The organism is Polaribacter sp. Q13, from assembly GCF_016858305.2.
In the GTDB taxonomy this organism is placed as follows: Bacteria; Bacteroidota; Bacteroidia; order Flavobacteriales; family Flavobacteriaceae; genus Polaribacter.
In genome coordinates, this window is the sequence record NZ_CP074436.1 from 3,956,974 (window position 1) to 3,970,774 (window position 13,801).

Sequence of the window (13,801 nt, forward strand, 5' to 3'; positions counted from 1 at the left end):
TAAACTAACAATCTTATAGTTAATAAAGACGTTTTTTTATTCTTTTTGGGGGTATAGTGAGTGCTTTTTTGTTCTTTTTTTATTTATTGTGTTAGTTTTTTATTGATTTTTTATTTATTGCTCTTTTTAAAACGAATTCTGTTTTATTGATAAAATGAGTGAAAAAGAATTGATTTAGCTATAATTATTATGGGTATTATATTCTTAATCCTTTTTTAACCACTACTTCCTTTATTTTATTGATGCTCTTAGGTGAGGTTTAAAACTCTTTTTGAAGTGTGTTTTGGTGCAGAGGATTTATAAGGAAACGATTGCTTAGTTTTTTTTTACTAATATCAAATACAACGCAAAAAGAATGATGTAGTTTGTTCTATTAATTTCAAGTGTTATTTAATAATTTATTGGTGTTGTTTTAAAATCTTTATAGTATTAGATTGTTTTTAATAATAAAAATAGTTCCTGTTTATTTATTATTTTCTTAACACAATAAAAAAGAGACTGCCTTTTTAGACAGTCTCTTTAAAATTTATTAAAATAAGATTATTTCATTAGATAAATACTTAGTTTTTATCCCAAAATAATTTTTGTTCTGCTGTGTCTGAGCCAATGGCTGCAGAGGCAGAAGTATAGTTTGCTCTGTTTAATGTTTGTTCTATTACAGGATAAGTATATTTATTTGGGTATCCAGATAATGCATCAGATGGAGTTTTCATTTCTGGAAAATCTAAAAGTCTGATTGAAGTCCAAGCCTCAAAACCTCTATTGTATAAAGCTAACCATTTTTGAGTACCAATAACTTCTTTCCATGGCATTGCAGCAGTACTTGTTGCAATTGCTGTTAGGTAACTAACAGTTGGTTGAGCAAGGTATGTCGTTGCTTCAGCAGCAGTTCCACCCCAATTTAAAATTGAAGCTTCAATAGCAGTATTATAATGGCTTGCAGTAGTTCCTCCTACGGAGAAAGTTCTTGCGCTAGCTTCTGCTAAAAGAAATTCTACTTCTGCGTAATCTAAAATTACTCCTGGAGCATCTGCTGCTTCTACTTTTGCAGATACTTGTGTGTGTGATGCAAAGCTAGAGGTGCTACCAATTATTCCGCCTAGATAAACGGTTTGAGAAACGGTTTTATCAGCGTCATAGTTGTCTGAGAAAAAGTATTTCATTCTAGGGTCTGTTACAGTTACAGATCCTGGTACCACAGTTTTATCATCTTTACTATCTATAGTTCCATCCTCATTTGTGTCTTCCAAATACTCATATGATCTAGGTTGCATAATTTCTACAATTGTTTCAGCTGCAACAAAATCATGTCTGCCGCTTAAAACTAAATTAGCGTGTACAGGGTGCGTGTTAGGATCTGCTGGCAGATACTTAAAGTTAGCATTGTCTGCATTGCTTGTAAATACACCAGTTGCAACAGCAGATTCTACAGTGCTTTTTGCGAATGCATTATCTACGTCAGATAATAAAATACCCATTCTTAATTTTAATGAAGCTGCAAACTTTTTCCAGCTTGTAACATCACCTGCATAAATATTATCAGCGGTGTCAAAACTACCTTTAGAGGTGTCTAGTGCGCTAATTGCAGCAGTTAATCTTGTTACTAAGTCTTTATAAACTGTAAGACCGTTATCGTATTTAGGTAATAAATTGTCTATGTCTAAAGATTCAGAATAAGGAACATCACCAAAAGTTTCTACTAAAATACTATAAGTATATACTTTTAATATTTCTATTACTTGTAGTTTATTCGATTTTAGTTCGGCATCAGAAGCTAAAGGGTATGTTGTTGCTTCAATAACTTTAGCTGCTTCGTCCAAATCTTTTAATACATCTTTATAAAGAACACTCCATTGTGTACCAGGAATTGTACGAGTTACTTGATCGTAATTGCTTTCATCTGTATACGTAGTTTCCTGCAAGTACTGAGACCAAAGTTTGGTATTATTATTGTTTACATTTAGATCAACTATTTGGTCTACTAAATTTTTCTGTGCTCCTGTAAATAAACTTTCTCCAGGAACGGCAGAAGGATCTTTTATGTTCTTGTTAAGACCTTCTAAATTGTCTGAACAAGATGTAATAATTACTGCCGCAATTAATATTAATATTTTTTTCATTTTTTTCATTTTTAAAATTGAAGTTTAACATTGAAACCGAAATCTCTTGTTGTAGGTAAAGAACCAACTGAGTAACCTTGTAAGTTACCTGCTCCTAAACCACCTTCAGGATCTTCATGAGGTGTGTTTTTATGGATTATCCATAAGTTAGTTCCAACAAAACTTACTGTTGCGTTAGATAAGAATGTTTTGTCTAAAACCTTTTGTGGGAAGTTAAAAGTAACTGCTAATTCACGTAATTTCACATAACTAGCGTCGTAAACAAAAGCTTTATTTGGTAAACCTCTTCTATAACCGAAAGCACCAAATCTATTAGCATCGATTCTAGTGGTATTTGTAGAACCATCAGCATTTACACCAGGGTTGATAAATCCACCTCCGTCTGCAATTGTGTTTCTTACAGGGTTTCCAAGATCATTTGTAAAAGCAGTTTCTGCATATAAACCAGTTGCAAGACCGTAATATTGATCTAAAGAAAATATACTTCCTCCTTTTTGAATGTCAATTAAGAAACTTAAAGAGAAGTTTTTGTATTGGAAATTATTAGAAATACCCATATTCCATTCTGGGTTAATGTCTCCAATTACTTGGTCTGATGTAGCAGTGGCAACATATTGTCCGTTAGATGCATCTACTACTTTTTCTCCATCTATATAAGTGTAATCACTTCCTTGAATAACTCCATAAGGTTGTCCAACTCTAGCATTTAAAGTAACACCTCCTTGAAAATCTCCTAATTGTAAGTTTTCGATACCGTCTACTAAAGAAACCACTGTGTTTTCATTTTTAGACCAGTTAACATTCATGTTCCAAGTAAAGTCTTCCGTTTTAATTGGGCTACCATAAAGAGAAAGTTCAATACCTTTATTTTCAATTTCACCAGCATTTAGTATCTTAGAAGTAAATCCTGTAGCTTTAGATACAGGTACACCAAAAATTTGGTCAACTGAATTATTTTTGTAATAAGCTGCATCAAAACCAACTCTGTTATCTAAAAATTTCATTTCTAAACCAAGTTCCATACTTTTTGTAGTTTCTGGTTTTAAATTTGGGTTTTTCTTAATGTTACCAACAGATGTGCTAGCACTACCTATAGGAGTGTTTACAACAAAACTATCATATAAGAAATCGAACTCAGCACTGTTACCAACTTCAGCATAATTTGCTCTCACTTTACCAAAGGAAATCCAATCTTTTTCTATTAATTTATTGAATACAAAACTTCCTGAAACAGATGGGTAACCAAAAGTACTATGGTCTGCAGGTAAAGTTGATGAATGGTCTCTTCTATACGTTGCGTCTAAAAACAACATGTTGTCATATCCTAAAGATCCACTAATATAAACACCGTCTACTCCAATTTTTTCTGCTCTTTCGTAAGGTAAGGGTAGGGCATTTACACTATTTTGTAATGAGTATAATTTAGGTACACTTAATCCACCTGCTGTAGATACATGAATTAAATTTAAGTCATTTCTTCTAATGTTAGTACCTAAGATACCTTTTAAGTTTACTTTATCGCTAATGTCTTTATTAAAATTAAACATTAAATCGTAGTTTGTTTCTGTGTTTTGAATATTTTTTCTAGCATAACCAGAATCTACATTTCCTCTACTAACGCCAAAACTACTTGCAACACTACCGTTTGCTCTTCTTTCTTCTTGTAATTCAGAATAAGTATCAGTTGCAATTCTACCGGTAACGCTTAACCAGTCTTTTAATTCATAAGTTAAAGAGATGTTACCAATAAAACGATTTCTTGAATCATTTTGGTAGTTTTCATATCTATTCCAATAAGGGTTATCCCAGAAAATAGGAGCAGAACCTGCGTCTGTAGTTGCGGGATTCCATGTTACGTTTCTTCCTGTTGCAAAATAAATATCTTTTTGTTGTTTAAGGTCAACATTTGTTTGCCACCATTGTTTAAAGTTGGCAACAACATTATCTCCATATCCAGTAGAGTTACGCCCTTTACCACCACTTTTAATATAGTTAGCGTAACTAGTAACAGTAAGTTTATCGTTTAATTTATAGTTACCACTAAAAGAAAAATTATGTTTTTTAATTGAACTGTTTGGCATTAAACCAGTTTGATCAAATTGTGTATAGTTTAATCTATAAGACCCTTCATCCATACTCTTGTCTAAAGAGATAGAATTCGTTATTGTTACTGGAGTTTCAAAGAAAGAAATTGGACCATTTGCAGCGTTAACCCATGGCGTTGATTTTTGGTAATTAGGAGAATCAGGGTCAAAAGAATCCCATTGGTAAACTAAGCTACCATCAAAAGGAGCTCCGTAAGAACCGTCTTCTGTATAAACAACAACTTGGTCATTGCTTCCGTTTCCGTTAATATCTTCTTCGTACCAATAACCACCTGGACCATCATAATAAGCACCATAACCTGCTCCGTATTTTGTTTGGTATTTGGCAAAAGTACTTTTATCTATTTGACCAAAAGACATTCCTGAATTAATAGTTACACCAATTCCTTTAGCATTTTTACCTTTTTTTGTGGTAATCATGATTACACCATTTGCAGCTCTAGACCCATATAATGCAGATGCAGCAGCCCCTTTAAGAATGTTTAAGGATTCTATATCATCTGGATTAATGTCTGATGCAGCATTACCGTAATCATAATACCCTCCATTTGCTTGTGCTTGACCAGCAGAGTTTGTGTTTGTGTTATTAATTGGTACACCGTCAATTACAAATAAAGCTTGATTACTACCAGTCATAGAAGCGTTACCTCTAATAACAACATTTGTAGATCCACCTAAGTTATTGTTCTTTTTAATCTGAACACCAGATGCTTTACCAGAAAGAGCATTTACGAAGTTACCACTTTTGTTAGTGGTTAATTCTTCTCCACCTACTTTTTGTGTAGAATACCCTAAAGACTTTTTGTCTCTAGATATACCTAATGCGGTGACAACAATTTCATCTAAAACACTCGAGTCTTCTATCATAGAGACATTAATAGTGCTTGAATTTGTAACCTTTTTCTGAATGGTTTTATATCCTACATAGCTAAAACTAAGCACATCGCCTTGTTTTACGTTAATGGAATACTTTCCGTTAAAATCAGTTTGAGTTCCATTGTTTGTGCCCTCAATAGCGACACTTACTCCAGGTAGTGTACCAGATGAGTCTGATACAGTCCCAGAAACTTTTTTTTGTTGTGCAAACGAAATTTGCACGACCAACGCTAAGAATAGCGTTAAAATTCCATTAAACTTTGTCTTCATTGTATAATTATTTGAATTAATTAGAACCAAAAATCTTAAATTTATCTTAATAAAACAATTTTTTAACATAAATAGTTTGGATTTATGGTAGTATAAGTTGTGGTTTTTTTTGTTTTATCATCACTTTACTGAGTGTTTTTAGTTTTAAATAATTGACAATGTGTTATTTATGATTGTTGTTTGTTTTAGGGGTGCTTGTTTTTTTTATGTAAAATAAATTATTATATTTTTATTATTTTAGTCAAATCGTTAGTTTATTTAGAAATTTTGATCTTTTTCTCTGGTTCTAGTTGTGGAATATTTAATGATTTTAATGTTTTGGAATAATATTAATAATTGATTTTTAGTAGTTGTTATCCGTATTTATTCCTAACTATAATATAATGTTTTAATTTGTTGGAAAAATATTGAAAGATTATGTTAAAAATAGTTTTTCCAGTTGATGATGAACTTAATACTTTTATAGTCAATATTTTGTTGGTTTGTTTTACCTACGGAAACATTAAGGTTAATTTGAGAATTATTTGTATTGAATAAATAACCCAATCCTAAACCTAATAGATTTTCGTTTTTAGAATTTAGCTTAATTCTTCCCAGGTCGGTTAAAGTGTATAAATATGATTTTTTAGATGTTAGGAATCTATATTCTATGTTAAAATAAGTGTAATTGTTGGTGAATATGCTTTGCTCATTAAACCCACGTATGCTATTTGCTCCTCCAATTCTATATAGTTCATTGTCTATAAATGTGTCTGAGTTTAAATAACCTGTTTTATTTTTGATAAAAATACTATTGCGTATATTTAAATCCCATAGGTATGAAATGGTAGATTCTATTTTAAATTGATTTGTGGTGTTTTTATCTGTTGTTCTTTTACCATAGCTAGGATTTAGATCTACGTAAAATTTGTTGTTTAAAAAAAAATCATTTTTAGGTACGTTGTATTTAAATTGAAATCCTAAAAAATAATTGCTATAACTCTCTATATTGTTTTTTAGGTTTTCTTTTAGGTTCTCCGAGGTTTCAGAATTGTAAGTGAATGACAGTTCTGCTTTAGAGTTAATGTGATACGCTATTCTAGTATCAAATTTTGAGTTTAGAAATGTAGAATCTTGTTTATAGATGTTAAAAGCCATTTCTGGACTAAATTTCGAGTTGAAAATATAGGGTATTTGGGTAGATAATTTTAATTCTTGTTTTTCTTCTCCAATACTATTCCAAAATAAGCCAAACTTTTCGCCTGTGTTTAGAATGTTGTGTAGTTGTATGTCGATATTTCCATTAAATAATACGTCTCCATTTTCTTTAGAAGCAAAACTTACAATTCCATCAAAACTATTATTTGGATGTTTTCTTAAGTACATATATAATAAGGTAGAATCTTTTGTAAATAATATTTCTGGAGATTTAATTTCTTTAATGAAGTCTAAACTTTTTGACGCTTCAGATATTTCTTTAATTTTTGTTTGATTGAAAACACTAGAAGGTTTTATGTTGAAGTAATTTTTTAAATACGATTTTGGGAAGTTAGCATACCCTTTTACAATCACCTTATTAATGGTTCTTTTTTTAGAAGGGTTAATAATTAAATCAGCAAATAATGTTTTGTCTTTAATTATAATGTTTTTTAATCGTACTGTAGAAAAAGATTTTCCTTCGTTATCTAATTTTTTGGAAATATTGGAAAGGGTGGATGATAACTTTTCAATCGGAATAGTAACGGTGTTTTCTTTTTCTGTTGATGTTTTTAAATAATTATTTGTTGTTTGGTTTATGTTAATAATGGCATTCTCTATCTTTTTGTTTAGGTTGATGGAGATAATGTATTTGTTTTTTGCTTTTTTTATGCTTTCTATGTTGCTTGTAAAATAACCTATGTTTTTTAAATATTCAGTTACTCTAACTATTTCTTTATTTATGGTAATAGTGTCTTTGTGAAGTTTTAGATAGTCAATTTTATTTAAAACTTTTTTTTCAATTTTATTTTTAGAAGTTAAATCTAAAGTGAATTCCTGAGCAAAGATTCCATTAATGGAGTATAAGGTGAGTAATATATATATATAATGAGTGGTTCTTTTTTTCAAAATGGATAAAATAATTGGTTCAAAAGTAATAGAAAATCACAAAATTCAATATAAAAATCATCATTAAGAAAAAATAACTTGCTGATACTTGAATAATTAGAAAAAAATTGTACATTTGCGGACTCTTAAAAAAGAGTAAAGGTTTAATTATAAACGAAAAACAGTAATAATTTAGTATGCCAACTATTCAACAATTAGTTCGTAAAGGAAGAACCAAAATAACTAAGAAGAGTAAATCGGCTGCTTTGTCGTCTTGTCCTCAAAGACGTGGAGTGTGTACTCGTGTTTATACTACAACACCAAAAAAACCTAATTCAGCAATGCGTAAAGTTGCCAGAGTTAGATTGACAAATGGTAATGAGATAAACGCATACATTCCAGGAGAAGGACATAACTTACAAGAGCACTCGATAGTATTAGTTAGAGGTGGAAGGGTAAAAGATTTACCAGGTGTTAAATATCACGTAGTACGTGGTGCATTAGATACAGCGGGAGTTGAGGGTAGAACCCAGAGACGTTCAAAGTATGGTGCAAAACGCCCAAAGAAGTAAGAGTTATCGGTAAAGAGTTGTAAAGCTTTTAGAGTAGTAGTTAATTGTTTGAGAATTTTCTTGAGTTTTTACTATTGTTTTAATGTTTTGTAGCGAAGAGCTAATAACAAATTAATTAACTTTTTTAATGTAAAGACATGAGAAAAAGAGCAGCAAAAAAAAGAGTCTTATTACCGGATCCAAAATTTAACGATCAGTTAGTAACACGTTTTGTGAATAACTTAATGTGGAGCGGTAAGAAGTCTGTAGCATTTAAAGTGTTTTATGACGCTTTAGAGCTAGTAGAAGAAAGAAAAGGAGAAGACGAAGAAAAATCGGCTTTAGAAATTTGGAAAGATGGTTTGTCAAATGTAATGCCTCACGTAGAAGTAAGATCTCGTCGTGTTGGTGGTGCAACATTCCAAATACCAATGCAAATTAGACCAGACCGTAAGGTGTCTATGGCTATTAAATGGATGATTTTATATACTCGTAAGAGAAATGAAAAAACCATGGCACAGCGTTTAGCAGCGGAAATTTTAGCAGCAGCTAAAGAAGAGGGTGCAGCAGTAAAAAAACGTACTGATACTCACAAAATGGCAGAGGCTAATAAAGCTTTCTCTCACTTTAGATTTTAATAGAGATGGCTAGAGATTTAAGATATACAAGAAATATAGGTATTGCCGCACATATTGATGCTGGTAAGACTACTACAACAGAACGTGTGTTGTTCTATACGGGTGTTTCTCACAAGATTGGTGAGGTGCATGATGGAGCAGCTACAATGGACTGGATGGAGCAAGAGCAGGAAAGAGGTATTACAATTACTTCTGCTGCAACTACTTGTGAATGGCAATTTCCTATGGAAAACGCTAAAGTTCTTCCAGATACTAAAGATTACCATTTCAATATTATTGATACTCCAGGTCACGTTGATTTTACTGTAGAAGTAAATAGATCATTACGTGTCTTGGATGGTTTAGTTTTCTTATTTTCTGCAGTTGATGGTGTTGAGCCTCAGTCAGAAACTAACTGGAGACTTGCTGATAATTATAAAGTGCCAAGAATTGGTTTTGTTAATAAGATGGACCGTCAAGGATCTGATTTTATGATGGTTTGTGACCAGGTAAAAACAATGTTAGGTTCTAATGCAGTTCCAATTGTTTTAAATATTGGTGATGAAGAGAACTTTAAAGGTATTGTAGATCTAGTTAAAAACAGAGCTATTATATGGCATGAAGAAGGAATGGGTGCAACATTTGATGTTGTAGATATTCCTGATGATTTAAAAGAAGAAGCGAAAGCATTACGTGCTAATCTTATTGAAGAAGTAGCTAGTTATGATGAAAATCTTTTAGAGAAATTCATGGAAGATGAAAATTCTATTACGGAAGATGAAGTGCATCATGCACTGAGAGCTGCTGTTATGGATATGGCTATCATTCCTATGATTTGTGGTTCTGCATTTAAAAATAAAGGTGTTCAGTTTCTTTTAGATGCTGTTTGTCGTTATTTACCTTCTCCTATGGATAAAGAAGGTATTGTAGGTATAAACCCAGATACAGAAGAAAAAGAATTACGTAAACCAAGTGTAGATGAGCCTTTTGCTGCTTTAGCTTTTAAAATTGCAACAGACCCTTTTGTTGGTCGTTTAGCATTTTTTAGAGCATATTCTGGTCGTTTAGATGCTGGTTCTTATGTTTTAAATAACCGTTCAGGTAAAAAAGAACGCATTTCTCGTATTTATCAAATGCATGCGAATAAGCAAAATGCAATTGATTATATCGAAGCTGGAGATATTGGTGCTGCTGTAGGTTTTAAATCTATTAAAACAGGAGATACTTTAACTGCTGAAAAATTCCCTCTTGTATTAGAGTCTATGGATTTTCCAGACCCAGTAATTGGTATTGCTGTTGAGCCTAAAACAAAAGCGGATGTAGATAAATTAGGTATCGGACTTGCTAAGTTGGCAGAAGAAGATCCAACGTTTACAGTACGTTCAGATGAAGCTTCAGGACAAACTATTATTTCTGGAATGGGAGAGTTACATTTAGATGTACTTGTAGATCGTTTAAGACGTGAGTTTAATGTTGAAGTAAATCAAGGTCAACCTCAAGTTGAATATAAAGAAGCTATTACTGCTGAAACAGATCATAGAGAAGTTTATAAAAAACAATCTGGTGGTCGTGGTAAATTTGCTGATATTGCATTTACAATAGGGCCTGCAGATGAAGGTGTTCAAGGATTACAATTCGATTCTGTTATTAAAGGTGGTAATGTTCCTAGAGAATTTGTTCCTTCTGTAGAGAAAGGATTCAGAGAAGCTATGAAGAATGGTCCTTTAGCTGGATACGAAATGGATTCAATGAAAGTTACTTTAAGAGATGGGTCTTTCCACGCAGTGGATTCTGATGCATTATCTTTTGAGTTAGCTGCAAGAATGGGGTATAAAGCTTCTGCAAAATCTGCAAAAGCAAAAATCATGGAACCTTTAATGAAGGTAGAAGTGTTAACTCCTGAAGCAAACATGGGTGATATCGTTGGAGATTTAAATAGAAGAAGAGGTCAAGTGAACGACATGAGTGATCGTGCTGGATCTAAAGTTGTAAAAGCAATTGTTCCATTATCTGAAATGTTTGGATATGTAACAGCTTTAAGAACTATGTCTTCTGGTAGAGCAACATCTACTATGGAATTTTCACATTATGCAGAAACTCCTTCTAATGTATCGGAAGAAGTAATCGCAAAATCTAAAGGATAATCTACTTAATAATTACAAGATGAGTCAAAAAATTAGAATTAAATTAAAATCTTACGATTACAATTTAGTAGATAAATCTGCTGAAAAAATCGTTAAGACGGTAAAAAGTACTGGTGCTGTTGTAAACGGACCAATACCATTACCAACACATAAAAAGATTTTTACTGTTTTACGTTCTCCACACGTAAACAAAAAATCTAGAGAGCAATTTCAATTAGCTTCTTACAAAAGATTATTAGACATTTATAGTTCTTCTTCGAAAACTATTGATGCTTTAATGAAACTTGAGTTACCAAGCGGTGTTGAAGTAGAAATTAAAGTTTAATTAAACTTTAATGGTAGTTCTCACGAAAGTGAGGATCTCTAAAAAAAAGTAATTTTATATTAACTTTCGGTTTAATTTTGTTAAACCGAAAGTTTTTTATACTTTTGCAACCCGAAATAGAGTAGGGTGACGCTATTTTTTGAGTAAAATTAAGAAATAGTAACATGTCCAGAGCGTTTCGCGAAGGAAAAACGGAAAAAACAAAATCAGCGTTGAATTTGTTTGCGCTGTTTTTTTTGGTCGAAATTTAAAGGACGAAAATGAAACAATTGTTTCAAAAAATAAATTATTAATATAGACGCGCTGGATAATTAAATCTATCGTCTAAAATTTTAACTAAATGTCTGGGTTAATAGGAAGAAAGATTGGGATGACCAGCTTATTCGATGAGAACGGGAAGAATATTCCTTGTACAGTAATCGAAGCAGGTCCTTGCGTTGTCACTCAGGTCAGAACCGAAGAGGTTGACGGCTATAGTGCGTTACAGCTTGGTTTCGATGACAAAAAAGCAAAAAGTTCTAACAAAGCGTTAGATGGCCACTTTAAAAAAGCTGGTACCACTGCTAAAAGAAAAGTTGTTGAATTTCAAGGATTTGAAGAGCAGTTTAAATTAGGAGATTCTATTACTGTAGATCACTTTGAAGAAGGCGAATTCGTTGATGTTTCTGGTGTATCTAAAGGTAAAGGTTTTCAAGGTGTTGTAAAACGTCATGGATTTGCTGGTGTAGGTCAAGCTACTCACGGTCAACATAACCGTTTAAGAGCTCCGGGTTCTATCGGTGCTGCGTCATATCCTGCAAGAGTATTCAAAGGAATGCGAATGGGAGGCCGTATGGGTGGAGATAAAGTGAAAGTACAAAACTTAAGAGTATTAAAAGTAGTTGCTGAAAAGAACTTACTTGTTGTTAAAGGAGCAGTTCCTGGACACAAAAATGCTTTTGTAACTATTCAGAAATAATGAAAGTAGCAGTTTTAGATATTACAGGAAAAGATACAGGTAGACAAGTTGAACTTTCTAGCGATGTATTTGGGATAGAGCCTAACGATCATGCGATTTATTTAGATGTAAAGCAGTATTTGGCAAATCAACGTCAAGGAACGCATAAATCTAAAGAGAGAGCTGAAATTACAGGTTCTACAAGAAAGATAAAAAAACAAAAAGGAACTGGTACTGCAAGAGCAGGTTCTATCAAGTCTGGTGTTTTTAGAGGTGGTGGACGTATGTTCGGACCAAGACCAAGAAGTTATTCTTTTAAATTGAATAAAAACTTAAAGCGTTTAGCACGTAAGTCTGCTTTAAGTATTCAAGCAACAGATAAAAACTTGGTAGTGATAGAAGATTTTGACTTTGAAACACCAAAGACAAAAAACTTTACAAACTTATTAGATGCTTTAGCTTTAGATGCTAGAAAATCTTTATTTGTTTTAAATGGATTAAATACGAATGTGTATTTATCTTCTAGAAACTTAAAAGGTTCTACAGTAATTAACGCTTCAGATTTAAATACTTATGGTATTTTAAATGCAAGTAAGATCGTTATTACTGAAGGTTCTTTAGAAGGAATTAATACAATTTTAAATAAATAGGGATTCATAATGAGTATTTTAATAAAACCTATTATCACGGAAAAAGCAACTAATGATAGCGAATTATATAATCGTTTTACATTTGTTGTAGATAAGAAAGCTAATAAAGTTGAAATCAAGGGAGCTGTAGAAGCGGCTTATGGAGTTTCTATTTTAAGCGTTAAGACTTTAAACTATCCAATTCAAAGAAATACTAAGTTTACTAAAAAAGGTTTAGTAACTGGTATTAAAAGTGGATACAAGAAGGCTATCGTTCAAGTAGCAGAAGGAGAAAGCATTGATTTTTATAACAATCTTTAAGAAAAGACAAAAATGTCAGTTAGAAAATTAAAACCAATAACACCAGGTCAGCGTTTTAGAGTTGTAAATGGGTTCGACACCATAACAACTGATAAGCCGGAGAAAAGTTTACTTGCTCCGAAAAAACGATCTGGAGGTCGAAACAGTCAGGGAAGAATGACAACTCGTAATATCGGAGGTGGTCATAAACAAAGATACCGTATTATCGATTTTAAAAGAGAGAAAGCAGGTATTCCCGCAACAGTTAAAACTATAGAGTACGATCCAAATCGTACTGCATTTATTGCTTTACTTAGTTATGCTGATGGAGAAAAGCGTTATGTGATTGCACAAAACGGTTTAACAGTAGGTCAAACTATTGTAGCAGGTAGTGGTGTTGCTCCAGAAATTGGAAATGCAATGGCATTAAGCGAAATTCCTTTAGGAACTACAATATCTTGTATTGAATTACGTCCAGGTCAAGGAGCAGTTATGGCTCGTTCTGCAGGTTCTTTTGCACAGTTAATGGCAAGAGATGGTAAGTACGCAACTGTAAAGTTACCTTCTGGTGAAACAAGATTAATCTTGTTAACGTGTATGGCAACTATTGGAGTTGTATCTAATTCAGATCATCAATTATTAGTATCTGGTAAAGCAGGTAGAAGAAGATGGTTAGGTAGAAGACCAAGAGTTAATGCAGTAAGAATGAATCCTGTCGATCACCCAATGGGTGGTGGTGAAGGTCGTGCTTCTGGAGGTCATCCAAGATCTAGAAATGGTATTCCTGCTAAAGGATTTAAAACTAGATCTAAGACTAAAGCTAGTAATAAGTACATTATTGAACGTAGAAAGAAATAATTAAG

11 protein-coding genes are annotated in these 13,801 nt (G+C 32.5%); 8 read left to right on the plus strand and 3 right to left on the minus strand.

Annotated features, from left to right (window positions below; all coding sequences use genetic code 11):
• Positions 1-560: 560 nt before the first annotated feature.
• The 3 genes from JOP69_RS16705 to JOP69_RS16715 form a co-directional block, all read right to left on the minus strand.
• Positions 561-2,120 (minus strand): SusD/RagB family nutrient-binding outer membrane lipoprotein, encoded by a 1,560-nt coding sequence (locus JOP69_RS16705; protein ID WP_203392037.1) that lies wholly within the window; start codon positions 2,118-2,120, stop codon positions 561-563.
• Between the two features lie 11 nt (positions 2,121-2,131).
• Positions 2,132-5,371 (minus strand): SusC/RagA family TonB-linked outer membrane protein, encoded by a 3,240-nt coding sequence (locus tag JOP69_RS16710; protein ID WP_203392038.1) that lies wholly within the window; start codon positions 5,369-5,371, stop codon positions 2,132-2,134.
• 420 nt (positions 5,372-5,791) lie between these two features.
• Positions 5,792-7,456: a ShlB/FhaC/HecB family hemolysin secretion/activation protein gene (locus JOP69_RS16715; RefSeq protein WP_203392039.1), complete on the minus strand. Its 1,665-nt coding sequence runs from the start codon at positions 7,454-7,456 to the stop codon at positions 5,792-5,794.
• A gap of 176 nt (positions 7,457-7,632) precedes the next feature.
• Here JOP69_RS16715 and rpsL point away from each other — a divergent pair, with 176 nt between their 5' ends.
• The 8 genes from rpsL to rplB all read left to right on the plus strand — a co-directional run bounded on the left by rpsL (position 7,633) and on the right by rplB (position 13,796).
• Complete coding sequence (rpsL, locus tag JOP69_RS16720; RefSeq protein WP_018943587.1) at positions 7,633-8,007, plus strand: 30S ribosomal protein S12; 375 nt, start codon at positions 7,633-7,635, stop codon at positions 8,005-8,007.
• A gap of 137 nt (positions 8,008-8,144) precedes the next feature.
• Positions 8,145-8,624, plus strand: coding sequence for a 30S ribosomal protein S7 (gene rpsG / locus JOP69_RS16725; RefSeq protein WP_087522435.1), 480 nt, complete (start codon positions 8,145-8,147; stop codon positions 8,622-8,624).
• Between the two features lie 5 nt (positions 8,625-8,629).
• Positions 8,630-10,747, plus strand: coding sequence for an elongation factor G (gene fusA / locus JOP69_RS16730; RefSeq protein ID WP_203392040.1), 2,118 nt, complete (start codon positions 8,630-8,632; stop codon positions 10,745-10,747).
• Between the two features lie 19 nt (positions 10,748-10,766).
• Positions 10,767-11,072: a 30S ribosomal protein S10 gene (rpsJ, locus tag JOP69_RS16735; protein WP_004568745.1), complete on the plus strand. Its 306-nt coding sequence runs from the start codon at positions 10,767-10,769 to the stop codon at positions 11,070-11,072.
• Positions 11,073-11,412: 340 nt separating this feature from the next.
• Positions 11,413-12,030: a 50S ribosomal protein L3 gene (rplC, locus tag JOP69_RS16740; protein ID WP_203392041.1), complete on the plus strand. Its 618-nt coding sequence runs from the start codon at positions 11,413-11,415 to the stop codon at positions 12,028-12,030.
• Positions 12,030-12,659 (plus strand): 50S ribosomal protein L4, encoded by a 630-nt coding sequence (gene rplD / locus JOP69_RS16745; protein WP_203392042.1) that lies wholly within the window; start codon positions 12,030-12,032, stop codon positions 12,657-12,659. The genes rplC and rplD overlap by 1 nt, the downstream gene beginning before the upstream one ends.
• A 9-nt stretch (positions 12,660-12,668) precedes the next feature.
• Positions 12,669-12,959, plus strand: coding sequence for a 50S ribosomal protein L23 (gene rplW / locus JOP69_RS16750; RefSeq protein WP_203392043.1), 291 nt, complete (start codon positions 12,669-12,671; stop codon positions 12,957-12,959).
• A gap of 12 nt (positions 12,960-12,971) precedes the next feature.
• Positions 12,972-13,796 (plus strand): 50S ribosomal protein L2, encoded by an 825-nt coding sequence (gene rplB / locus JOP69_RS16755; RefSeq protein WP_203392044.1) that lies wholly within the window; start codon positions 12,972-12,974, stop codon positions 13,794-13,796.
• Positions 13,797-13,801: the final 5 nt, after the last annotated feature.